The following is a 23,155-nucleotide window of genomic DNA, read 5'->3' as shown; positions in this document are numbered from 1 at the left end:
ACGACTATTGAGCAACGAGGGCCTCGCCGGCCATCGCTAATTCGGCGGAGCAGGTTTCGCGAAATTCGTACGCGCGAAGACCTCGGCGACGCTGACGGCCGCCGGCGACAGGCTGGCCGCGGGCCGGCAGCACAAGACGAACTGGCGCTGCGCCCAGGGCTCGGCGATTTCCACGCGCAGGAAGCGGGCGCCGCCCGCGACGGTCTTGGCGACGGCCTTGGGCATCACGCCGACACCGAGTCCCTGCGCGATCAGCGCCGCGATGCTGTCGAAGCCGCCGACGCGCATCCGCATGCGCAGCAGGCGGCCGGACTCATTGGCGAGCTTCTCCAGCAGCGCGGAGATGGCGGAGCCCTCGCCGAGCCCGATGACGTCACAGGCGAGGATGTTGTCGAGCGTCGCGGGCGCGTGGGAGAACAGCGCGTGGCCGCGCGGCGCGACCAGCACGAGTTCGTCGCCGCGATACGGCATCGTCGGCAGGTCGACGGCGCCGAGCGAGGCCTCGAAGATGCCGATGTCCGCGGTGCCGCGCGTGAGCGCCTGCTGGACGTTGAGGCTGTTCATCTCCTGCAGGTCGATGCTGACGCCGGGGCAGGCGGCGGCGCAGCGCTCGATGTCCGCGGGGACGAACTGCAGCACGGCCGACTTCGGTGCCGCGAGCCGCACCACGCCCTGCGCGCCGCCGACGAAGGACGCGGCATCGTCCTGCATGCGCAGCACGGTGTGGGTGATGTTGCGCGCGTGGGCCAGCATCGCGCGGCCCGCGTCGGTCAGCGCCATGCCGTGCGGGCGTCGCAGGAAGAGCGGCAGGCCGAATTGCGCTTCGAGTTCGGCGATGCGCCGCGAGGCCGCGGCCGGTGCGATGTGCAGGCGCTCCGCCGCGCGCGTGACGCTGCCGAGCTCGGCGGTGGCGATGAACAGGTGCACCGTCGTGAGGTCGAAGTGCGGGCGGGCGGGGAGCTTCAGCGTCATGAGGCGAGTTTCTTCCCCAACCGGTACATGAATTCCTGGAAGTCGTTCAGCGATTTCACCCGGATGTGCTCGTTGAGCCCGTGCACGCCGCTCGGCTCGACGCCGGAGAAGGTGCCGACGCCGTAGGTCCAGATGCCCGCGTTGTTGAGGAAGCGGCCGTCGGTGGTGGCGACCAGCATCGTCGGGATCACCGGCACGCCGGGCCAGAACTCGGCCGCGGTGCTTTCGACCGCCTGGATCACCAGTGGCGACATCGGCGGCTGTGGCGAGGCGAGTGCCTCGTTGGTCGCGCGGACGGTGATGCGTTCGTCGGCCATCACCTGCACGAGGGTCTTCTGCACATCGTCCGCCGACTGGCCCGGCAGGATGCGGCAGTTCACCGTCGCGCGGGCGCGCTGCGGCAGCGCGTTGGTCGCGTGGCCGGCCTCGACCATCGTGGCCACGCAGGTCGTGCGCACGCTCGAGTTGTAGACCGGCGACTTCGCCCACAGACGTTCGAGCACGGCGGTGTCGGTCGGCTTCGCCAGCAGCGCGCGCAGGTCCGCCGCGATGTCCTTGTTGCCGTCGAGCCTGGCGACGCTGTCGAAGTAGGCGCGCGTCGTGTCGTTGAACTGGATCGGGAAGTCGAACTTCGAGAGCCGCGCCAGACCTTCGGCGAGCCGGTAGATCGCGTTGTCCCGGACGGGCACGGCGCTGTGGCCGCCGGGGTGGGTCACCTCCAGCTCGTAGCCGACGAAGACCTTCTCGCCGATCTGCAGGCTGTACGAGACGGGCCGTTCGTCCTTGTCGAGCGTCCCGCCGCCGCCCTCGTTGAGCGCGAGTTCGGCGTCGATCAGCGCGCGGTGGTGTTTCAGCAGGTAGTCGAGGCCGTCCCACTTCGACGGGATGATCTCCTCGTCGCAGGTGAGCGCCATGATGATGTCGCGCTTCGGGACGAGCTGCTCTTCCTTGTAGCGGATCAGGTTGCTCACGTGCGTGGCGACCTGCGACTTGTCGTCGGAGGTGCCGCGGCCGTAGTAGACGCCGTTCTCCTCGATGAGCTTGAACGGGTCGCGGGTCCAGTCCTCGCGCTTGGCCTCGACCACGTCGAGGTGCGCGACCAGCAGCAGCGGGCGCTTCTCGCCGCTGCCTTTCAGACGCACGACGAGGTTGCCTTTCGTCGGCGCGTCGGGCGGGACGATGACCTGCATGTCGCCGGCCGCGTAGCCGGCCTGCCTGAGGCGCCTGGCCATCGCCTCGGCGGCGACGGTGCAGCTGCCGGAGGAGTTCGTCGTGTTGGTCTCGACGAGCTCCTTGAAGATCTCGTGGAAGCGGCGCAGCTCGCGCGGCGGCGTGGCGTCGGCGGCATGCGTCAACGCGTGAGGAATCAGGATCGACAGCGCGACGGCAAGCGTCGACCAGGCACGGGTCATGGCGGCCTCCCTTTGGAACAGGCGCCTGCGCTGGCCGAGCGCGGCGCGGGAGGATGCTCCTACGAATGCGAGGGCGGGGCGCTAGCGGCAAACCCTGAGCCATGGAAATGGGACGCATCGAGCCGCGCGACCGGATGCCGCAAGAGGGTTGCGCAGGACTGTGTCGGGGGGTTACCCATTCTCACGAGACGCGCACGGAAGAGCTTCGACACTGCAGGCGTCCATCGGGACCTCCACTTCATTCACGGACCGCCATGCCTTCGATCCCACGCCGATTCGTCCAACGTGCCAGCCTCATCGCGCTCGCCTGCGGCGCGATCGCGCCCGCCCACGCGGCGCTCAGCCTGACGATCGCCCAGGACGTCTGGTCGGGTGGCTTCTGCTCGCGGGCCACCATCCGCAATCCCGGCAGCGCGGCCAGCGGTGCGTGGACCTTGCGCTTCGAGCTGCCCCAGGGACAACTGAACGGCACCTGGAACGGCCAGTTCAAGAACGAATCGACCACCACGGTGGCGGTCACCGGCACCAGCTGGAACTCGCCGACAGCCCCGGGACAGAGCTTCGAAGTCGGCTTCTGCGGCACCGGCACGGCGCCCAGCCCGACCTCCTTCCGCATCGCGGAGGCTGGTGCCCCCGCGCCCGCGCCGGCACCTTCACCCGCGCCGGCACCGTCGCCAGCGCCCGCACCGTCGCCAGCGCCCGCACCGTCGCCAGCGCCCGCACCGTCGCCAGCGCCCGCACCGTCGCCAGCGCCCGCACCGTCGCCAGCGCCCGCACCTTCGCCAGCCCCCGCACCTTCGCCGGCCCCCGCGCCGTCGCCGGCCGGCGATCTCTCCGTTCCTGCGACGGGGCAATTCAAGCTGCCGTTCAGCGTCGCGACGGATGGCCGCATCCTGGACAGCCAAGGGACGGCGGTCTCGATCCGCGGCGTCAACTGGTTCGGCTTCGAGACACCGGACCTGGTGGCGCACGGCCTCTGGCAGCGCAACTACAAGGACATGATTGCCCAGATGAGGGATCTGGGATTCAACGCCGTGCGGCTGCCCTTCTGCCCGGCGACGCTGCGTTCCACGGGCCGCCCGAGCGGCGCGCTGAACACCAGCGTGAATCCCGACCTGGCCAACAAGACGCCGCTGCAGGTGCTGGACCGCGTCGTGGCCGAGTTCGCGACGCGCGGTTTCTACGTCCTGCTCGACCATCACCGGCCCGATTGCAATGCGATCTCCACGACGCCGCAGATCCCCGGCTACACGCTGGACCAGTGGGTGGCCGATCTGCAGTTCGTGGCCGACCGCTACCGCAACGTGCCCAACGTCTTCGCGATCGACCTGAAGAACGAGCCGCACAGCACCGGCGGCTCCGGTGCGTTCTGGGGCACGGGCAACATCAACAACGACTGGAAGCTCGCCGCCGAGCGTGCGGGCAGCGCGGTGCTGGGCAGCAACAGCAAGCTGCTGGTGTTCGTCGAGGGCGTGTCCGACAACCAGGGGCGTTGCGAGAATCCCGACCCGCACTGGTGGGGCGGCAACATCGAGCCGGTGGCCTGCTATCCGATCGACGAGACCAAGATCCCGCGCAACCGCCTCGTCCTGTCGCCGCACATCTACGGCCCGTCGGTGAGCGCGCAGCCCTACTTCAACGACGGCACGGGCTTCCCGAACAACATGCCGGCGATCTGGCAGAACCAGCTCGGCCGCTTCATGGGGAAGAACGCCGTGGTGCTCGGCGAGTTCGGCGGCCGCTTCACGGACAAGGACCGCCAGTGGCAGGTCAAGTTCGTGGACTGGCTGAAGTGCAAGGGCGTGCACAACTTCTTCTACTGGTCCTGGAATCCCAACTCGGGCGACACCGGCGGCATCCTGCAGGACGACTGGCAGACCGTGTCGCAGGACAAGTACAACAACCTCAAGCGCCTGTGGGACGGCTCGGCGGTCGACGCCAACGTCTGCAAGTAGTCGAGGCAGGCGCAAGGGTCAAGGCTTGACGCCACAATGGTCCGAGGCTGTCGGTGCGACGGCTTGGAGATCCCATGCGCGTCGTCCCCTTCAAGATCCATGTGCCCGAAGAGCGGCTGACCGACCTGCGTGAGCGCTTGTCGCGGGTTCGCTGGCCCGCGTCGCTGGACGAGGCCGGTTGGGCGGACGGCACCTCGCTGGCGTTCATGCAACGCCTCGTGGCGCATTGGCGGGACCGCTTCGACTGGCGGCAGCAGGAGGCGCGGCTGAACGCCTTCAGCCACTTCATGGCGACCGTCGACGGCGCGGACGTCCATTTCATCCATCAGAAGAGCACGTCGCCGCACGCGTTCCCGCTGGTGCTCACGCACGGCTGGCCGGGCTCGGTCGTCGAGATGACGCACATCATCGGCCTGCTCACCGATCCGGCCGCGCACGGCGGCGATCCCGCCGATGCGTTCGACGTGGTCGTGCCGTCGCTGCCGGGCTATGGCTTCTCTCCCGCGCCGAAGAGGACGGGCGTGGGCTCGCGCGAGATCGCGGGCCTGTGGCACGGCCTGATGCAAGGCCTGGGCTACGACCGTTTCGGCGCGCAGGGCGGCGACATCGGGGCAGGGGTCTCGACGTGGCTCGCGCGGCGCTTTCCGCAGGACGTCGTCGGCATCCACTTGAACTACATCCCGGGCGGCTTCAAGCCGCATGTCGACGAGCAGCACGCGCCCGTCACCGACGAGGAACGTGCCTTCCAGACCCTGGCCGCCGGCTGGTATGCGGAGGAGGGCGCCTACGCCGCGCTGCAAGGCACCAAGCCGCAGACGCTGGCCTATTCGCTGGCGGACTCGCCGGTGGGGCTGGCGGCATGGATCGCCGAGAAGTTCCGCTCGTGGAGCGACTGCGGTGGTGACATCGAGCGCGTGGTGCCGATGGACGAGCTGCTCACCGACATCTCGCTGTACTGGTTCAACGACAGCATCACCGCGTCGCTGCGGCTCTACAAGGAGAACCGCGCGCGACCGCATGTCTTCGAGCCCGGCGAGCGCGTGACGCCGCCGATGGGCATGGCGCTGTTCCCCAAGGAGTTGCCGACGCCGCCGCGCTCGTGGGTGGAGCGCGCCTACGACGTGCAGCGATGGGAGGTGATGCCGCGCGGTGGGCACTTCGCGGCGCTGGAGCAACCTGAATTGCTCGCGACTGAGATCCGCGAGTTCTTCCGTCCGCTGCGCGCGCAACTGAAGCGGGGATGACCGGCATGCGATTCGAATTGCCTGAAGACAAGAAGCTCGTCCATGAAACGCGCATCCAGATCCGTTGGGGGGACATGGACGCGATGGGTCACGTCAACAACACGGTCTACTTCAGATATCTCGAGATCGTCCGCGTGGAGTGGCTGGACAGCCTCGGCCACCCGCCCAGCCCCGATGGGCAGGGGCCGGTGATCGTCAACGCGTTCTGCAACTTCCACAGGCAGCTCGCGTATCCGGGCGAGATCCTGGCGAAGCACTACGTGTCGAATCCGGGACGCTCCAGCTTCGATACGTGGATCACGCTGGAGCGGATCGATGAACCGGGTGTCCTCTACGCCTCAGGCGGTGCCACGACGGTGTGGCAGGACGCGACGATCAAGAAGTCGGTGCCGCTGCCGGAGTGGTTGAGGCAGCATCTGGATTGATCGCAGACGGCTTCAATGACGTGGCGGCTGCTTCCTCACGATTGAACGAGTCAGGCGTTTCGCCGGCTTTCACCGCTTCCTCTTGCCGAATCAGCAGCAACTCGGCGCAGGCAATCTCGATGGAGCGAAAGACGCGGCCCAGCGCCGACTCGTAGCCGGCTGCGAGCAGGTACATCGCACACACGGCGTAGAACCCCGCCGCGGTGGCGAGCAGGCTTTCGGGCAGGGGCAACTTGCCTGCAAGGGCCAGGTCCGAGCCCTTCAGAAGGAAGAAGGTCCAGATCGCCCACGCGATACCGACGATCCACTTGTGGGTCTGCACCCGAGCGGCGCATCGAACCTCCAGCATCGTCAGGTGTTGTCTCACCGTCGCCAGGCGCCTCTCTGTATCCAGTCTGCGATCGAACAGGTTTCTCATCGCGAAGTCGATGTCCGGTTCAGAGACGCCAGCCAAGGCATATGCACTCGGCGTGGGAAAGAGGACCAGGAAGATCGGGACTGCGATGCAGATCCAGGTCATGGCCTCCTTGACCATCGGGTCGAGGCCGACTGCGGGTCTCGAGACCCAAGCGTTGATGACGAAGAATGCCACCGTGATGAAGGCCCAGGTCGTGGCCCAGCGCAGTTTGGCCGCCAGCCCGATGCCGATGAGCTTCGTTGGCATCTGGACCAGGCGCTGGAGCTTTGCCACGAGGGAGTAGCGGCTCGTCTTGACCCCGAACATGTTGGCCTCGACATCTTCAAGGAGTGCCAGAACCTCCTGGATGATGGACGGGAAGCTGCCCGGAGCAGGACGGACCAGTGACTTTGCTAGGTTGTCGAAGAGCATGAGTGAAGGCCTGCGGCCGAGGAGGGTTGGCAGACACGACTTGAGCCTGCGCTGCCGCGATGCTGTGGCAGGAGGCGACGATCCAGAAGTCGGTGCCGTCGCCGGAGTGGCTGCGGCAGCATCTGGGTGGATCATCCGCACCTTGGAAGGTCCATCGCTCGGCCAATCGGAAGTTCTTTGGATTCATTGCGTGAGGCGCTTCAACTCGCGGATCACTTGCGGCTGATGACGGAACCAAAGGTCCTCGCCCTCGTCGCCGTCGGACCGGATCGCGAGAAAGGGATCGGCGTGCTTCGCGAGCAGCGCGTTCACCGCGGCTGCGAACGGCACGAATGTCGTGAGGTCCAACGCCGCCGCGCACGCCATGCAGGCGACCCACTCCGCTTGGCCATGGTTGCGGAAGTACTGGGACAGGCCGCCATTCCTTGCCTCGGTGTCCAGGATCCAGAAACGAAGCATCGCGTCTTCTTTGCGGGAGAGCTTCTCTCCTGGCGAGCTGCGGTCAAGAAGGCCCGCACCGACATCCGTCATCCAGTCTTCAAGGTCCCAGAAGGTCATGGCGTCACCGCGACTGGCTCAGTCTGCCTCGCCTGCCCTGCTGAACAGCATCGCGTCCATCACCTTCATGTAGGCCTTGGCCGTCTTCGGCTCCGAGGCCTGCACGCCGGTCGTGGCCGCGATGTCCGGCCCCATCACCGACAGCGTGTTGGCGAGCGAGACCATCGCGTAGTACAGCAGCACCGGCTCGCCCTTGGGCAGGTCGCCGGCCTTCTGCGCCGCCTTGATCAGCGGCCGGGCCAGGTCGAAGTGCGGCCGCAGGAAGTGCTGCGCCAGCCACTCCTGCCGGTCCTCGCTGTGCGTGCCCTCGCGCCGCTGCATCATGAAGCGGTGCAGGTGCGGCTGGTCCAGCGTGAACTGGAAGTACGCGATGAATTCCTGGCGCAGCTGCTCGATCGCGGTCGCCGGCTTCGCTTGCCGGATCAATCCTTCGCGTGCCCGTGCAAGCTCCTCATAGACCAGCGTCGCCACCGCCTGCCACAGTACCTCTTTCGATTGGAAGTGGTACGTGATCAGCTGATGCGTCAACCCGCTCTGCTCCGCGATCGCGCGCATGCTGGCCGCCTCGAAACCGCGCTCGGCGAATTCCTTCAGCGCGGTCTTCAGGATCGCCTGCTTCGTGTCGGCCGACCGCTGCTGCTCGCGGCGGCGCGGCGTGGAAGTATCCGGAGTGCTCATGCCCGACATCATGCCTTCGTCATCGACCGTTACTACCTCGCCGGAGGTATCGGATGCCCTGGTATTCCGACTGCGTATCGCCCATGTTTCCTGAGTTGGTGCGTTGGTATCGATACCGCCGCAACCGTCCCGGAAGGGGCATCAATTCGACACACATTAAAACTTGCCGTCTGGCAAAACAAACGCGGACACTCGCGCCGCTTGCCCCTCTCACGGGGGACATGTGGTGTTGCGTGTCGATGGGCGGCGCGTGCACCGGACCAAGCCAGGTCCACCGAAGCGTCGCGGACACCACCCCCGCGGCACCAATCGCACCCACAGGCACGGGAGGGAACCACCATGGAGTTCAAGCAACTCGGCATCTTGATGGGCAGGGCATTTGTCCCTGCCCTGCTGGGTAGTGCGCTGCTCGCCGCATGCGGCGGCGGCAACGGTCAGCAGGACGGCGGCGTCCAGATCGCATCCGACGACGGCGGCAGCGCCGATTCCGCGGCACGCGCCAAGCGCATGGCCGGCGACAACGGCACCGAGACCGCGCTGACGCCGGTCTCCGCCACCGGCAGCTCGATGGAGCGCGGCGACCTGAACGGCGCCAAGGCCATCGACAAGGACGACAACAGCCGCTGGGGCTCCGCGTTCACCGACAACGAGTGGCTGACGCTGGACTACGGCAGCAGCGTCACCATCACGCGGGTCCGCATCAACTGGGAAAACGCCCACGCGAAGAAGTACCTGCTGCAGACGTCCGAGGACAACAAGACCTGGACGACGATCAAGACGGTCGAGAACAGCCCCGGCGGCGTCGAGGACCTGAAGAACCTCGGCGGCCAGGGCCGCTACCTGCGCGTGCAGGGCGTGACCCGCTCGACGCAGTACGGCTACTCGATCTTCGAGATCCAGGCCTTCACCGGCACGGCGGTCCCGCCGACCACCCCGACGGACCCGACCACGCCGACGAATCCCACGGATCCGACGACGCCGACGAACCCGACCACGCCGACCGATCCGACGACGCCCACGCAGCCGACCACCCCTGTCGGTGACACGAGCAAGCCGGGCGTGGCGATCAAGCCGACGGCGGCGATCTCGTCGACGCCCGAGAACGACGGCCTGTCCGCGAAGAACACGATCGACGGCAACCTGGCCACGCGCTGGGCCTCCAAGCCCGAAGACGGCGCCTGGATCCAGTACGACTTCGGCACGGCGCAGCCGCTGGGCTACATGAAGCTCGTCTGGGAGAACGCCTACGGCAAGGCCTACGAGATCCAGGTCTCGGACGACGGCAAGGCCTGGACCCGTCTGCGCAACCAGCCGGCCGGCAAGGGCGGCACCGAGGAGTACTTCAACCTCGGCGTGAAGACGCGTTTCGTCCGTATCCAGGGCGTGACCCGTGCGACGAACTACGGCTACTCGCTGTTCGAGGTCGAGTTCAAGACCGTCGGCAGCGACAACAGCATCCCGACCACGACGACCACCCCGTTCTCCTTCCCGGTGAACGGCGCGGGCGCTGGTCCGCTGTTCAACCCGCAGGCGCCGATCGAGCAGATCCAGTTCTCGCTGCCGGACGGCACGCTGGTGACGCGTTTCGGTCAGCGCGGTGTCGGCCGTCACGGCCGCGAGCGCGGCGAGGACTGGAACGAGATCGGCTTCGGACCCAATGACACCGTGGATGCCAACGGCAATCCGCAGGACAAGGGCCCGGGCAACTACATGAACTTCGTTGCGAACTACTTCAAGAACCGCACGTGGGGCGTGGAGTTCATCGACAACAGCCGCGTCGCTGGCGTCACCAAGCCGCGTCTGATCGTCAACCAGTACTTCCCGCAGGCGCAGCGCGGCGGCGGCCATTCCTTCTTCCGCCGCATCGACGACGTGGGCGTCACCGGCTACGGCTGGATGTCGCCGGGTCAGCTGCTGGATCCGACCACCTACACGGACGGGTTCGTCGACAAGACGTCCTGCCCGGTGGTGCCCAAGCCGCCGCAGAATGCCCTGGCCAAGCCCGACTCGGGCTACAAGGGCATCATCGGCGCCAACGACGGCTGCTCCGTGGTGCTGGACAACATGCCCGGCCACCAGGACCTGTCGGCCAACGCGAACGGCGTGCTGGTGCCCAACGGCGTCAACATCCCGGCACGTCCGCTGCAGCTGGGCGAGGCGATCGAGTTCACGGGCTCGTTCTTCTCCAGCCGCGCCGCGATGGACGCGATCGGCGACAAGGGCGACATCCGCTACTACACCAGCGAAGTCATCTACGTCATGGGGTCCGGCCTGCGTCCGTGGTACGGCGTCCAGCCGCGCCTGAACAGCGTGCCGCTGCCGGATGCCGTCCTGTCGGGCGGTCTGGGTTCCGTCTCGTACAACTACTCGGACGAAGGCTGGCGCATGTTCCAGCAGCCGTTCAACAACATCGGCATGCAGAACCTGCAGCGATTCGTTGAAGGCCGCCGTGCGGTGCACAGCAGCTTCGTGACCGGGCAGCACATCGAGCCGGGCAACGATCCGATGACCTCGATCCAGAACCTGGCGGGGACGCGCTTCAACGCCACGGCCTGCGTGCAGTGCCACACCAACAACGGTCGCAGCCCCGCGCCGTTCACGGTGGACCAGCGTCTGGACAAGATGGCCTTCCACGTTGCGGTGAAGGCGGCTGACGGTTCGATCCGTCCGGACCCGCGCTACGGCTCGGCGATCCAGATGAACTCGACGTCGCCCACCGGTGCGCCGCAGGACTGGGGCAACGCGGTGAAGGTCGCGGGCTTCGATGTCAGCAGTGTCACGCTGGCGGACGGCTCGAAGGTCGAGCTGCGCAAGCCGAAGTTCGCCTTCGACGGTCCCACGCCGCAACTGTGGTCGGCTCGCGCCGCACTGCCGCTGCTGGGTGTCGGTCTGCTGGAAGCGGTGCCTGAAGCGGACATCCTGGCCCGTGCGCGCACGACGCCGGATGCCGACGGTGTGGTGGGCAAGGCCAACTTCACGTTCGATCCGGAAACCGGCGCCACGCGTCTGGGCCGCTTCGGCTGGAAGGCGTCCAAGGCCAGCATCCGTCACCAGGTGGCCAACGCGCTGCTGAACGACATGTCGGTGACCTCGCCGGTGTACCCGAACCGCAGCTGCGCGACCGACCCGCAGGGTTGCCGCACGGCGCCGGCGCAGAAGGGCATCCAGGAAGCCGATCTGACCGCGCTGACGCAGTACATGCAGCTGCTGGCCGTGCCGGCCCAACGGAGCATCCCGAGCGGATTCCCGAAGGGTGTGGCGCCGACGGACGAGCATCGCGTGGATGCGGTCCAGGTGGCCAACGGCCGCAAGGTGTTCGACGCGCTGAAGTGCGCGGCGTGCCACACGGCGGAGATGAAGACGGGCAAGAACCATCCGTTCGCGGAACTGCGCGACCAGACGATCCGTCCGTTCACCGACCTGCTGCTGCACGACATGGGCCCGGCCCTGGCGGACAACCTGCCGGAAGGCCAGGCGCAAGGCGCGATGTGGCGTACGACGGCTCTGTGGGGCATCGGCTACACGGAGAAGGTCGCCCAGGGTCAGCCGGTCGGCTACCTGCATGACGGCCGCGCCCGCAACCTGACCGAAGCCATCCTGTGGCACGGCGGCGAAGGCGAGAAGTCGCGTCAGCGCTTCGAGCAGCTGTCCAAGGCGGACCGCGACGCGCTGCTGGCTTGGCTGAAGACGCTGTAATCAGACCTTGAAGGAACGGGCGCCCCGCGCGCCCGTTCATCAAGCACAAGGCCGTGGCTCATGCCACGGCCTTTTTTCGTTCTGAGGCCGTTCCTGCCGCCCAGGGCAGGGGGAGACCGCGCCCGCAATTGATCGAATTCCGACATTTTCTGATCGGCACTCAACGGCATCGATCCCGTGTCGCCCGGAGCATTCGCCCGGTGTCTTCACAAGGTGATTCCCATGCCGATTCGAGAGCTCGACCTGTTCCGTTCCACGTTCCATCAGCCTGCGGGGCCAAGTCGCCGACGTCGGCCGCTGCATGCCGCGACCTTGCTGCTGCCTCTGTTCGTGTCGGCCTGCGGCTCCGATGACGAGGCGATCGGGGCACCGGCAGATGTGGGTTTTTCGGTGAGCAGCACCAGCCTTGTCGACGGTGCGATGCAGCCGGCGCAGTACTCGTCACGTTGCGCCGGTCAGGACCGGTCACCGCAGCTGTCCTGGCGGAACGTCCCCACCGGCACGCAGAGCCTGGCCGTGACGATCCACGACCGGGATGCCCCGACCGGTTCGGGCTTCTGGCATGCCGTTGTCGCAGACCTGCCCCCGGCGCTCACCGGGCTGGACGAAGGCGCGCTGCAGCCCGCCAGCGGCGCGCCGTTCAAGAACGATGCCGGCGCGGCCGGCTACAGCGGCGCCTGCCCGCCTGACGGTCAGATCCATCGCTACGACATCACGGTGCATGCACTGAAGGTCCCCAAGCTGGCCAGCATGCTGCCGCCTGACGCGAGCCCGGCGCTGGTCGGGCTGGTCATCGCGGGCAACAGTCTGGGCCAGGCCACGCTGACCGCATTGGCTGGGAAGGGCACGCTTGGAAGCGGTCCTGACGAACCCAGGCCTGCCGGCTTCGTGCTGAGCAGCGGCGATGCGCCGGGCGGGAAATTCGGCAATGCCCAGTTCGCGCCGGCGGCCGCCGGCTTTGGCTGCGATGGCGGGAACCTGTCGCCGCAACTCGCATGGAGCGGGGCGCCGGCCGGCACCCGAAGCTATGCGATCACGATGCTGGATCTCGACGCGCCGACAGGCTCGGGCTTCTGGCACTGGGTGATGGCGGATCTGCCGGCAAGCGTGCAATCGCTCGACACCAACGCGGCAGCCGTACCCCCTGCCGGCGTGTTGTCGGTTCGAAACGATGCTGGCATGACCGGCTATGGTGGAATTTGCCCGCCCAGCGGCACCAGCCACCGCTATGAACTGACGGTCCACGCCATCGCGGTCGACAACCTCGCTCAGATGTTGCCACCCCAGCCGAGCCCGGCCCTCGTGGGCTTCGTGATCCGGGGTAACAGCCTTGGCAAGGCCACGCTCACCGTGACCGGCAGCCGCTGACCTCGCGCCCGCTGTGCCACCATCCCCCTTGCGCATGTCCATCCTCGCCCCCACCAGCCCCCTGTCCTTCATGGAGCCACACCTCGCATGGCGTGCGGAGCTGGGGATCACAGCGGCCATCCGCCAGCACTCGAGTGTCGAGATCAAGCGCCTGTACATCGAACAGCCGATCCTGATCGTCGTGGCTCGGGGGGCGAAACAGGTGCGGTGGGATGGCGGCGAATGCCGGGTGCTGCCCGGGCAGGCGGTGGCGGTGGCAGGCGGTCAGGCCGTCGACATCACGAATCAGACCGACGCGGTCGACTACTGCGCCTACTGGCTGATGTGGGACCGAAGCCTCCTGGACGAGCATGCGGCACGCCACTCCGAACAGGCCCCGGTTCGCGGTGCGCAGTTCATCGGGACGCTGAAGCCTGACCTCGTCGACGCCTTCACCCGGGCGAGAGCAAGCTTGGTCGACGACACCATTCCCCAAGAGATCTGCCGCCTTCGCCTGCAAGAGGTCCTGGTCTGGTTGGGACTGAGCGGCGTCCGCTTCAACGAACGTGAGTTCAGCTCAATGAGCACTCGCGTGCGCACGACGCTGAGCCGCGACATCGGCCGATCCTGGAGCGCGCCGGACGTCGCGCGGGAGCTCGCGACCAGCGAGGCGACATTGCGTCGCAAACTGGCTCAGGAAGCGACGTCGTTCAGCGACATCCTGCTGGACACGCAGATGTCGCATGCGCTGCGCATGCTGCAGTCCTCGATGAGGCCGATCACGGAAATCGCACTCGGCTGCGGCTTCCAGACGCCCTCGCACTTCAGCGCGCGCTTCCGCCAGCGTTTCGGGTTCACGCCGAGCGCGATCCGTGTGCACCAGCGCGATCCGTGTACACCCGCGTGACCGGGGTCACTGCGCTTGCGACGACGTGCAGGGCAAGGTTTCGCCAGTCTCGATGCGATGACTCAGCAGCGCACGCAGATCCAGCAGGTTCTGATGCTGTTCAGCGAGCGTGGCTTGCAGACGCTCCACCTCCTCGAGTCGGACGTTGACCTCGGCGAAGGTCTGGGTGTACGAGCATTCGCCTGTCTCGGAGAACAGGCCCCGGATCACCTCGAGCGTGAAGCCCAGCTTCTGGCTGAGACGGATCAGCCGCAGGCGCTCGACCGCGCTGGAGGGGTAGTGGCGATAGCCGTTGTCGGCGCGCAGCGGGGCGGGCAGCAGTCCCTGCCGCTCGTAGTAGCGGATGGCCGATGCCGCCAAGCCGCTCTTCTCCGCGAGTTCCCCGATGCGCATGTTCCGCTTGACCTTGAAGTTGACTTCAAACTTAGTGTAGGCGTCGTCATCCACTTCACGCTGGAAAGCGCTTCATGACCTCGCTTCTCGATCAACTGAACTGGCGCTACGCCACGAAGAAATACGACCCTTCCCGGAAGGTGCCCTCCGACAAGCTCGACCGCATCCTGGAGGCGATACGGCTCGCGCCGACCTCCAGCGGATTGCAGCCTTTCGAGCTCATCGTCGTGTCGAACCCGGAGATCCGGGAGAAGATCAAGGCGATCGGGTATCAGCAACAGCAGATCGTCGACTGCTCCCATCTGCTCGTCTTCGCCGCGTGGGACCAGACCACGCCGGAACGCATCAACATGATGTTCGACCTGGCCAAGGACATCCGGCAGACGGCCCACGAAGGGTTGGAGAACTATCGTCAGATGCTGCTCGACATCGTGGCGGCGCGGGGCGATGAGGTCAACTTCCAGTTCGCCGCCCGCCAGGCCTACATCGCGCTCGGCGTGGCGCTGGTCGCCGCGGCGGCGGAGGAAGTCGACGCCACGCCGATGGAAGGCTTCGATCCCGAGGCGCTGGACGAGATCCTCCAACTGCGACAACGCGGCCTGCGCAGCGTCGTGATCCTGCCGGTGGGATACCGCGACGAAGCGGGCGACTGGCTGGTGGGTCTCAAGAAGGTCAGACGCAGTCGCGATGCCTTGATCAGCGAGATCGCATAGGCACCGTCTCGTCGGCGCGAGGGCCGTGGCGCAATGCCACGGTCTTTTCCGTTCAGGACGGGCGATAGGATGTCGGCTGCGGGTCAGGTCTTGCCCACGACCTCGAAGTCGTCGAAGCCCGCCGCGTCGCCGCGCTTGTTCGTGACCGTCAGCCTGCCGACCGGTTGTCCCGTCTGCTTCTCCACCAGGCGCGAATGACGTTCGCCTCGGCGGAACAGATGGTCTTCGCCCCATTGGCGCAGGGCCACGACGATCGGGAACAGCGTCTCTCCCTTGGCCGTCAGCACGTACTGTTGATAGGCCGAGCCGTCGGTCGCAGGCTGGACCGCCAGCACGCCTTCAGCGACCAGCGTCTTCAGGCGGGCCGCGAGGATGTTCTTCGCCACGCCCAGGTTGCTCTGGAAGTCGCCGAAACGGGTGATGCCGTCGAAGGCGTCCCGCACGATGAGCAGGGACCAGCGCTCGCCCACGATGTCCACCGCCCGGGCCACGGGGCACGTCGCGTCGTTCATGCGCTTGCGCTTAGCCATCTCGATCTCCCCATCGGCGTTCGTGCCATCAGGTTGCATTTTAAAACTACCTGATATGCTGGTCTGGTTTCAAAACAAAACCAGTCGCGCCATGCCGGAATCTTCATCACCGGGCTCGTCGATGCCCGCGTCTCAGCTCTTGCTGTTTGCTGTCATGGGCGCGGTCTGCGTCGCCAATGTCTATCTCGCCCAGCCGTTGCTCGACAGCCTGGCTGCCGACTTCAACGTGCGGCCCGCCGCGATCGGCTCGATCGTGACGGCGACACAGGTCGGATCGGTGCTGGCGCTTCTGCTGATCGTGCCGCTGGGCGACCGGTTTGCGAGAGGCCGTCTGATGCGGGTGCAGTTGGTCGGCCTCGTGCTGGCGCTTCTGGCGGTCGCGTTGGCCGGCAACTACCTCCTGTTGATCGGCGCGATGGTGCTGGTCGGTGCGCTCGGCACGGCGATGACGCAAGGCATCCTGGCGTACGCGGCCAGCGCCGCGGCGGCCCGCGAGCGCGGGCGCGTCGTGGGGGCCACGCAAGGCGGCGTGGTCATCGGACTCCTGCTGGCGCGCGTCTGGGCTGGCGGTGTTGCGAACCTGCTGGGATGGCGAGGTGTCTATCTCGCATCCGCGGTCGTGGTGACGGTTGTCGGTGTCGTGGCTTGGCGTCGGTTCCCCGTGCTGCCCAAGACGCGGTCGAGCTTGAGCTATCCGAAGTTGGTCGTCTCCACGTTGGCGCTGCTGCGCACCGACCGCGTGCTCCTGCGCCGAGGCCTCCTCGGCCTGCTGCTCTTCGCCGCGTTCAATGTCTTCTGGAGTGCGCTGTCGTTGCCGCTGACGGCCGCACCGTATTCGCTCTCGCATTCGACGGTGGGTGCGTTCGGACTGTTGGGCGCGGTGGGCGCGTTGGCCGCAGGAAGGGCAGGGCGCTGGGTCGATCGTGGCTGGAGCCGGCAGGCGAGCGCAGCGGCGCTGTTGCTGATGGTGCTCGCGTGGGTGCCGCTGGCCGGCATGCGGTTGTCGCTGTGGTGGCTGATCGTCGGCGTCGTCGTGCTCGACCTGGGCTGCCAGGCGTTGCACGTCACCAACCAGGCGCTGATCCTGCGTGGACCCGCCGAGTCGCACGGTCGACTCATCGCGGGCTACATGCTGTTCTATGCGGTCGGCAGTGGCGCAGGGGCGATGGCGTCGACGATGGTCTATGCGTGGAGTGGGTGGACGGCGGTGTGCCTGCTCGGTGCCGGGATCAGCTTGGTGGCGCTCACGCTCTGGGCTGCGACAGAACCCAGCAGGCGCGGCGGCTGTACGACTGCAAATGCAGCATCAACGACTGCGACGACCTGACAGTCCGCAGCGGGAGCCATTCCTGCCTCCCATGGCAGATCCGAGCCGGGCGCCGTCATCCGCGCCCGATTCCGCCGGCCGTCGTCGCTGGCCATCCGATGGTGGAGACCATGAAGCACATCGTTATCTATGGAACCCTCGCTGCCGCCTTGCTCGGCCTGCCCGGCATGGGTCGATGCGCGGAGATCGTCCTTGAGCAGTCCGCGGTCCAGTCGTTGCTGATCGAAGGGCTGTTCAAGGAGGAAGGGCGGCTCTATCTGCAGAAGGGCGCCTGCTACGCCTATCTCGAGGATCCCAAGGTGTCGCTCCAGAACGGGCGCGTGGTCATCCGGGTTCATCTCAGCAGCAAGCTGGGTGTTCCCTCGGGACGGGACTGCCTCGGCGTCGCGTTGGCGAGCGGGGCTACGGTGTCAGCGGCTCCGGTCGCGCAGGGTCACGTCGTGCGCTTGACCGAGATCCGCGTGGACGAGGTGGAAGATCCCAACACCCGCAACCTCTTGAACCTCGGCCTTGCGCCAGCGTTGCCCGGTGCCGTCGAGTTCGATGTGAAGCAGGCGGTCGAGGAGATGCTCAAGGGTTCAGGGAGTCGTCTGCAGGGGGAAGTGCAGGCGCTCAAGATCGACGCCGTGAAGGCGGGTGACAACAAGCTGTCGATCGACTTCGACTTCAAGCTGGTGGGGAGATGAGCAAGTAGAAGCTTGCCCGAGATGAGAAACTGAACAAATGAAGGAACTAAGAACCGGCGTTCCCGCATCCAATCTCTTCAGGGCCTTGCGCAGGCAAGACAGCTCGGTTGGAGAGGTCGAACTGTGCAAGAGATTGGCAGAGGCATTCCCGGCTGTCAGCAGCAAAGCTTTTGATGCCATCCGACGATGGCTGGAGCCTGACGGGGGTTCCGACTGGCTCCTGGACTCCGTGATGCAAGGTTATCTGGAGGACGCAGGCTACCTGGAGGAGCCTCGTTCGCCGCATCGCGCGATTTCGCATCTACTGGATCACCATGTTCCATCTGACGAATCGGAACACGAGGATGCCATCTGGTTGTTGAGGCGCATCGTGCAACGGATGCGTGACGACTTCGGACATTCGATCAAGGAGTCTGTCGAGCTGGTGAATTGCTACTTCGACCGATTCTGCAATCCATCCTATGCCGCGCAGATCAACTATTCGGTGCAAGACATCGAATGGGTCTTCAGAGAAGAGGAGTCTGGGATGTCGGCGCGCGTTCAGTACTACGTCACGTTGGGATCTAAGGTCGACGAAATGGCGTTCATTGCCTGGTTCAACGCTCTTGTGAAGAAGCAAAGGTCGGCGGCGAACGTCGCGCCTGGATGATCGAGGACCTGTCAGCCCATCGAATCAGCTCGCTATCCATTCGGAAGGTAGTAGAACTGGAAGCCGCGTTCTCTCAGGGCTCAAGAAGTCGGCGATCTCGCGCTCGCTGCACAGGTCTCGCAACAGCGTGAGATCGGCCTTCTGTCCGTCCAGATGGTGCTTGCCCGTCTCGAACGCAACGACTCCAAAGGCGGCCGCAAGAGCGTGGCTGTCTCCAGTCGTCGGGGCCAGGAATATCGTCGTGATCACAGTCGCGCCGTCTGCAACGTCTGCATAGCGTTGAGCGTTGTATTCAAGGGCGTCCGCGATCTCCGATGAGAACGGTCCGATGGCGATCACTTGTGCGTCGAGTCCCATGAATCCAGTCTACTTGTGCTCGCTCGACGCCTGAGCTCATGGCCTGGAACGCGCGGCGCTACCTCGGCAACGCCTGACCCTGCACCACCGCCTTGCGCGCACCAATCGCCCTCAAAGTCTCCCGCACATTTGCCGTTGATAATGGTTCGCATTTATCATCTGGCCTTCGCGTTTTTGCGCCTCTGGCCACGCCGGCAAGCCTTGCCGTCCTGGCCGACGTCTCCGCCTCCCGTCCCGGTCCATGTCCGCTACGTCCGCGCCGTCCGTGTCGCCGCAGCTGGTGGGCTCGCTGTATGTCGAGCATCACCGCTGGTTGCAGTCCCTGCTGCGCAAGCAGCTGGGTTGCGCCGTCGACGCCGCCGACCTGGCGCAGGACACCTTCGAGCGTCTGCTGACCCGCCGGGAGCCCGGCACGTGGCGTGAGCCGCGGGCCTTCCTCACGACCATCGCCCGAGGCCTCGTCGTCGATCTCTATCGACGCCGCGACCTGGAGCGCGCGCTGCTCGAGGCGATGGCCGCCCGGCCCGATGCCTGGGCGATGAGCCCGGAAGACCGCAGCGTCCTGCTGGAGACCCTGCAGGCGATCGACGACATGCTCGACGGACTGGCCAAGCCGGTGCGCGAGGCCTTCCTGCTGTCGCAGCTCGACGGGCTGACGTACCGCGAGATCGCGCAGTCGCTCGGCGTCAGCGAGCGCACGATCGCGAGCTACATGGCGACCGCGATGTCCCGCTGCATCGAGCTTGCGTCGTGACGAGGCGCCCGAGCCCGCCAGGCACGTTCCCGTGAGCGACACGGACGCACGCACCCGCGCCGTCGAGTGGTTCGTGCTGCTGGCCTCCGGCACCGCGACGCCGCAGGAGCGGCGCGACTGGGCCGCGTGGCATGCGGCCGATCCCGCGCACCAGGTCGAATGGGACCGCGTCGAGCGCGTGCAGCGGATGATGTCCGGCGTGCCTGCGGACCTCGCCTCGCCGGCCCTGCGTCGCCCCGCGCCCCGGCGTCGGCAACTGCTGAAGTCGGCCGCGGTCGCCGGCACGGCGGGTGTGCTGGGTTACGGCCTCTGGCAGGGCACCGAGGGATCCTCACCGCCGCCTGGTTCGCGGACCACCGCACCGCCACCGGCGAGCAGCATCGACTGGCCCTCTCCGACGGCAGCGTCGTCGTGATGAACACCGCCACCGCGCTGGATGTCCGCTTCGACCGGCAGTGGCGCGCGCTGCGTCTGCACGAGGGCGAGGTGTTCATCGAGACCGCCAGCGCACTGGGCGTGAACCTCGGCGGCAACGGAGCGCGGGATCCGCGCCCGCTCATCGTGGAGACGCGGTTCGGTCGCGTGCGCGCGCTCGGCACGCGCTTCCTGCTGCGCCTCGAGGACCGTCACCTGAACGTGGCCGTCATGGACAGCGCCGTGGAGATCCGCGGTCCGAATGGCGCCGTGCGACGGCTCGACGCGGGGCAGCAGGTCGGCGTCGACGACGTGGGCATCGGTCGCGTCGAGCCGATCGCGGCCGACCTGTCGGCCTGGACCGGCGGCAGCCTCATCGTCGACAACGCGCGTCTGGGCGACGTGATCGTCGAGCTCGATCGTTATCGCCGCGGTCGCCTCGGCTGCGATCCCCGCGTGTCGGAGTTGCGCGTGTCCGGCGCGTTCCCGGTCCTGGACGTCGATCGCGCGCTCGCCGCGTTGGAGGCAACGCTGCCGGTCCGCGTGGATCGCGCGAACGCGTACTGGGCGACCGTGCGTCCGCGCGGCGCCTAGCGTTCACGACGCGCATGGCATGCGCGGCACGCATAGCGCACACATCAGCGCCCACGCGCTTCATGTTTTTCCGATTCGTCCGGCAACAGGGGAGAGCGCTTCGAGCACCTTCGCATGCGCTGCATCCATTCCCTGGAAAGACCGCCTCCATGACGTCCCGTTCGACTTCTCGTCCGCTGCCTGCTTCCGGGCTTCGTGCCCACCGCCTCACGCCCGTCGGTCTGGCGGCCTTCCTGCTGCTGTGCGCGGGGACGGCGATGCCGTGGGTCGCGGATGCGCAGACCGCGCAAGTGGCCGCACCTGCCACCGCCACGACCGCCGGCGAGCGCGAGTACAGGATCGAACCCGGCGCGTTGTCGACCGCGCTTGGTCGCTTCGCCGCCGCCAGCGGCGTGACGCTGGCTTTCGATCCAGCGCTGACGAAGGACATCGCCTCGCGTGGCCTGCAAGGGCGTCACACGGTGAGCGCCGGGTTTGCCGCGCTGCTGAGCGGTACCGGCCTGCAGGCCGTGCCGAGCGCACAGGGCGTCTACACGCTGCGCAAGGAGGCGTCGGCAACGAGCGCCGCGACCGAGGCGACTGCAGCAGGTACGGCGGGCGCCACGGTTGCGCCCGAAGCGGACATCACGCTGCCGCAGGTGCGCGTCGTCGCGCGCGCCGCGCCGGCGCCGGAGGAGGCCGACCGTCGCTACCAGCCGACGCCCGATGCCTCGACGCTGCGCACGACCGACTCGATGCTCGACATCCCGCAGATCGTCAACGTCGTCTCCGCGCAGGTGATCCGCGACCAGCGGCCGCGCTACCTCGACGACGCGCTCTACAACGTCAGCGGCATCACGCAGGGCAACACGCTCGCGAGCACGCAGGACACGATCATGAAGCGCGGCTTCGGCGGCAACCGCGACGGCTCGCTGATGCACAACGGCATGCCGCTGGTGCAGGGCCGCGGCATGAACGCCGCCGCCGAGAGCGTCGAGGTGCTGAAGGGGCCGTCCTCGCTGCTGTACGGGATCATGGACCCGGGCGGTGTGATCAACGTCGTCAGCAAGAAGCCGCGGCTGAACGCGCGCACCAGCGTGTCCGTCCTGGGCTCCGGCTACGCAGGCGGCCGCACCGGCGTCGGCGGCACGCTCGACACCACCGGCCCCATCGGTACCCCCGATCCCGCCGACAAGACGGGCCTGGCCTATCGCCTCGTCGTCGACCAGATCAACGAGGACTACTGGCGCAATTCCGGCACCCACCGCGAGACGCTGATCGCGCCCTCGGTGGCCTGGTACGGGCGCGACACGCAGGCGGTGCTCTGGTACGAGTACCGCAACTACCTGACGCCCTTCGACCGCGGCACGACCTTCGATCCGGCCACGAAGCAGCCGCTGCCCGTCCCCAAGACGCAGCGCCTGGACGAGCCCTTCAACCAGATGGACGGCGAGACGCACCTGGCGCAGCTGTCGGTGGACCACAAACTCGGCGGCAGCTGGGCGGCGCACGTCAACGCGAGCTACAACCGCGAGACCTACGATGCGAACCAGCTGCGCGTGAACGGCGTCAACACCAAGACCGGCACGCTGACGCGCAGCAACGACGGCACCCACGGTGCGCTCAGCACCGACAGCTACGGCACCGCCTATGTCGACGGCAAGTTCTCGACCGGCGGCATCACGCACGAGGTGCAGGTCGGCGCCGACGCCGAGTACCGCCTGATCTACCGCCGCGACCTGCTGCGCCAGGCGACGAAGACGGTCTTCAGCTACGTGAACCCCGTCTACGGCACCGAGCAGCCGTCGCAGACCGTCTCCGCCACCGACAGCGACCAGACCGACAAGCTGCACAACCAGTCGGTGTTCCTGCAGGACGCGCTGCGGCTGGGCGAGCGCTGGACCGTCGTCGGCGGCCTGCGCTACCAGCACTGGACGCAGGAGGCCGGTCGCGGCCGTCCGTTCAAGGCCAACACCGACACCAGCGGCGACAAGTGGCTGCCGCGCGTCGGCCTCGTCTACAACCTGACCCACACGGTCTCGCTGTACAGCAACTACTCGACCTCGCTGAAGCCGCAATCGACGATCGCGCCGCTGTCGTCGGGCGTCGTGATCGACTCGACCGTGAATCCGGAAGAGGGCAAGTCCTGGGAGGCCGGCGTGAAGCTCGACCTGCCGGGCCGCGTCACCAGCACGCTGGCTGTCTACGAGATCAGGAAGCGCAACGTGCTGGTCTCGCAGTTCAACGACGTCACCAAGGTCACCGACTGGCGCACCAACGGCGCGGCGCGCTCGCGCGGCGTCGAGTTCGACATCGCCGGCGAGTTCGCCCGCCACTGGCAGGGCATCGCCGCGCTGTCCTACACCGACGCGAAGACGACCGAGGATCCGCAGTTCGCCGGCCTGTGGCTGTGGAACGTGGCGCGCGCGACCGGCTCGCTGTCGGTCGTCCACGAGGTCGGCCAGATCGGCCCCGGCACGCTGCGCCTGGGTGGCGGCGCGCGCTACATCGGCCGTCGCCCCGGCGATTCCGCCAACAGCTTCGTGCTGCCGGCCTACAGCGTCGCGGACGCGTTCGCGACCTACGAGACGAAGGCCGGCGGTCGTCCGCTGAAGCTGCAGCTCAATGTGAAGAACCTGTTCGACCGCACCTACTACTCGTCGAGCGTGAACACCTACGCCGTGTCCATGGGCGACGCGCGCCAGGTGTTGCTGTCCGCGACGATGGAGTTCTGAG

Annotated in this window: 22 protein-coding genes; 14 read left to right on the top strand and 8 right to left on the bottom strand. The window is 67.0% G+C overall.

The genetic code is table 11. From position 1 onward, the window contains the following. Nucleotides 1-36 precede the first annotated feature (36 nt). Both ACQ86G_RS28675 and ACQ86G_RS28670 read right to left on the bottom strand, forming a co-directional pair. Nucleotides 37-972 (bottom strand): LysR family transcriptional regulator, encoded by a 936-nt coding sequence (locus ACQ86G_RS28675; protein WP_431258439.1) that lies wholly within the window; start codon nt 970-972, stop codon nt 37-39. Beyond that, nucleotides 969-2,384, bottom strand: coding sequence for a M20/M25/M40 family metallo-hydrolase (locus ACQ86G_RS28670; protein WP_431258438.1), 1,416 nt, complete (start codon nt 2,382-2,384; stop codon nt 969-971). The genes ACQ86G_RS28675 and ACQ86G_RS28670 overlap by 4 nt, the downstream gene beginning before the upstream one ends. 254 nt (nt 2,385-2,638) lie before the next feature. On the opposite strand from ACQ86G_RS28670, the gene ACQ86G_RS28665 reads away from it, so the two are divergent. The 3 genes from ACQ86G_RS28665 (at nt 2,639) to ACQ86G_RS28655 (ending at nt 6,008) form a co-directional block, all read left to right on the top strand. Then, nucleotides 2,639-4,339 carry a cellulase family glycosylhydrolase gene (locus ACQ86G_RS28665; RefSeq protein ID WP_431258437.1) on the top strand — a complete coding sequence of 567 codons (1,701 nt, stop codon included), beginning with the start codon at nt 2,639-2,641 and terminating at the stop codon, nt 4,337-4,339. A gap of 74 nt (nt 4,340-4,413) precedes the next feature. Continuing rightward, the gene (locus ACQ86G_RS28660) at nt 4,414-5,583 is read left to right on the top strand and encodes an epoxide hydrolase family protein (protein ID WP_431258436.1); all 1,170 of its coding nucleotides are present in this window, start codon (nt 4,414-4,416) and stop codon (nt 5,581-5,583) included. Nucleotides 5,584-5,588: 5 nt separating this feature from the next. Further along, nucleotides 5,589-6,008, top strand: a complete 420-nt coding sequence (locus ACQ86G_RS28655; protein WP_431258435.1) for an acyl-CoA thioesterase — start codon at nt 5,589-5,591, stop codon at nt 6,006-6,008. Here the strand turns inward: ACQ86G_RS28655 and ACQ86G_RS28650 are convergent. From ACQ86G_RS28650 to ACQ86G_RS28640, 3 genes are all read right to left on the bottom strand, one after another. Continuing rightward, complete coding sequence (locus tag ACQ86G_RS28650) at nt 5,959-6,837, bottom strand: hypothetical protein (protein WP_431258434.1); 879 nt, start codon at nt 6,835-6,837, stop codon at nt 5,959-5,961. The two genes, ACQ86G_RS28655 and ACQ86G_RS28650, sit on opposite strands and share 50 nt — an antisense overlap. 183 nt (nt 6,838-7,020) lie before the next feature. Next, nucleotides 7,021-7,395 carry a DMP19 family protein gene (locus ACQ86G_RS28645; protein WP_431258433.1) on the bottom strand — a complete coding sequence of 125 codons (375 nt, stop codon included), beginning with the start codon at nt 7,393-7,395 and terminating at the stop codon, nt 7,021-7,023. Between the two features lie 18 nt (nt 7,396-7,413). Next, nucleotides 7,414-8,073: a TetR/AcrR family transcriptional regulator gene (locus ACQ86G_RS28640; protein ID WP_431258432.1), complete on the bottom strand. Its 660-nt coding sequence runs from the start codon at nt 8,071-8,073 to the stop codon at nt 7,414-7,416. Nucleotides 8,074-8,412: 339 nt separating this feature from the next. On the opposite strand from ACQ86G_RS28640, the gene ACQ86G_RS28635 reads away from it, so the two are divergent. The 3 genes from ACQ86G_RS28635 to ACQ86G_RS28625 all read left to right on the top strand — a co-directional run bounded on the left by ACQ86G_RS28635 (nt 8,413) and on the right by ACQ86G_RS28625 (nt 14,023). After that, a complete protein-coding gene (locus ACQ86G_RS28635; protein WP_431258431.1) occupies nt 8,413-11,769 on the top strand; it encodes a di-heme oxidoredictase family protein in 3,357 nt (1,118 codons plus the stop codon). A gap of 222 nt (nt 11,770-11,991) precedes the next feature. After that, entirely contained in the window at nt 11,992-13,137 is a 1,146-nt protein-coding gene (locus ACQ86G_RS28630) for a YbhB/YbcL family Raf kinase inhibitor-like protein (RefSeq protein ID WP_431258430.1), read from the top strand. A 34-nt stretch (nt 13,138-13,171) separates the two neighbouring features. Continuing rightward, nucleotides 13,172-14,023, top strand: coding sequence for a helix-turn-helix transcriptional regulator (locus tag ACQ86G_RS28625; RefSeq protein WP_431258429.1), 852 nt, complete (start codon nt 13,172-13,174; stop codon nt 14,021-14,023). 6 nt (nt 14,024-14,029) lie between these two features. Here ACQ86G_RS28625 and ACQ86G_RS28620 read toward each other — a convergent pair whose 3' ends face one another. Beyond that, entirely contained in the window at nt 14,030-14,470 is a 441-nt protein-coding gene (locus ACQ86G_RS28620) for a MerR family transcriptional regulator (RefSeq protein ID WP_431258428.1), read from the bottom strand. Nucleotides 14,471-14,490: 20 nt separating this feature from the next. Between ACQ86G_RS28620 and ACQ86G_RS28615 the strand changes: the two genes are divergently transcribed. Beyond that, on the top strand, nt 14,491-15,129 hold the full coding sequence (locus ACQ86G_RS28615) for a nitroreductase family protein (RefSeq protein WP_431258427.1): 639 nt from the start codon (nt 14,491-14,493) through the stop codon (nt 15,127-15,129). A gap of 83 nt (nt 15,130-15,212) precedes the next feature. Here the strand turns inward: ACQ86G_RS28615 and ACQ86G_RS28610 are convergent, their stop codons facing one another. Then, nucleotides 15,213-15,659: a winged helix-turn-helix transcriptional regulator gene (locus tag ACQ86G_RS28610; protein ID WP_431258426.1), complete on the bottom strand. Its 447-nt coding sequence runs from the start codon at nt 15,657-15,659 to the stop codon at nt 15,213-15,215. 121 nt (nt 15,660-15,780) lie between these two features. Here ACQ86G_RS28610 and ACQ86G_RS28605 point away from each other — a divergent pair, with 121 nt between their 5' ends. The 3 genes from ACQ86G_RS28605 (at nt 15,781) to ACQ86G_RS28595 (ending at nt 18,321) form a co-directional block, all read left to right on the top strand. Beyond that, a complete protein-coding gene (locus tag ACQ86G_RS28605; protein ID WP_431261522.1) occupies nt 15,781-16,986 on the top strand; it encodes an MFS transporter in 1,206 nt (401 codons plus the stop codon). 98 nt (nt 16,987-17,084) lie between these two features. Then, on the top strand, nt 17,085-17,672 hold the full coding sequence (locus ACQ86G_RS28600; RefSeq protein WP_431258425.1) for a hypothetical protein: 588 nt from the start codon (nt 17,085-17,087) through the stop codon (nt 17,670-17,672). 37 nt (nt 17,673-17,709) lie between these two features. Further along, nucleotides 17,710-18,321, top strand: a complete 612-nt coding sequence (locus ACQ86G_RS28595; protein ID WP_431258424.1) for a hypothetical protein — start codon at nt 17,710-17,712, stop codon at nt 18,319-18,321. Nucleotides 18,322-18,345: 24 nt separating this feature from the next. Here the strand turns inward: ACQ86G_RS28595 and ACQ86G_RS28590 are convergent, their stop codons facing one another. Further along, nucleotides 18,346-18,678 carry a hypothetical protein gene (locus ACQ86G_RS28590; protein ID WP_431258423.1) on the bottom strand — a complete coding sequence of 111 codons (333 nt, stop codon included), beginning with the start codon at nt 18,676-18,678 and terminating at the stop codon, nt 18,346-18,348. 241 nt (nt 18,679-18,919) lie between these two features. Here ACQ86G_RS28590 and ACQ86G_RS28585 point away from each other — a divergent pair, with 241 nt between their 5' ends. From ACQ86G_RS28585 to ACQ86G_RS28570, 4 genes are all read left to right on the top strand, one after another. After that, nucleotides 18,920-19,432, top strand: a complete 513-nt coding sequence (locus tag ACQ86G_RS28585; RefSeq protein WP_431258422.1) for a sigma-70 family RNA polymerase sigma factor — start codon at nt 18,920-18,922, stop codon at nt 19,430-19,432. Between the two features lie 31 nt (nt 19,433-19,463). Then, on the top strand, nt 19,464-19,847 hold the full coding sequence (locus tag ACQ86G_RS28580) for a DUF4880 domain-containing protein (protein ID WP_431258421.1): 384 nt from the start codon (nt 19,464-19,466) through the stop codon (nt 19,845-19,847). Next, nucleotides 19,844-20,440, top strand: coding sequence for a FecR domain-containing protein (locus tag ACQ86G_RS28575; RefSeq protein WP_431258420.1), 597 nt, complete (start codon nt 19,844-19,846; stop codon nt 20,438-20,440). Before ACQ86G_RS28580 ends, ACQ86G_RS28575 begins: the two co-directional genes overlap by 4 nt. 149 nt (nt 20,441-20,589) lie before the next feature. Beyond that, a complete protein-coding gene (locus tag ACQ86G_RS28570; protein ID WP_431258419.1) occupies nt 20,590-23,154 on the top strand; it encodes a TonB-dependent siderophore receptor in 2,565 nt (854 codons plus the stop codon). Nucleotide 23,155: the final 1 nt, after the last annotated feature.

The sequence above is a fragment of the Roseateles chitinivorans genome, assembly GCF_050632145.1.
Taxonomy (GTDB): Bacteria; Pseudomonadota; Gammaproteobacteria; order Burkholderiales; family Burkholderiaceae_C; genus Roseateles; species Roseateles chitinivorans_B.
This window is presented reverse-complemented; position numbering and strand designations above follow the sequence as displayed.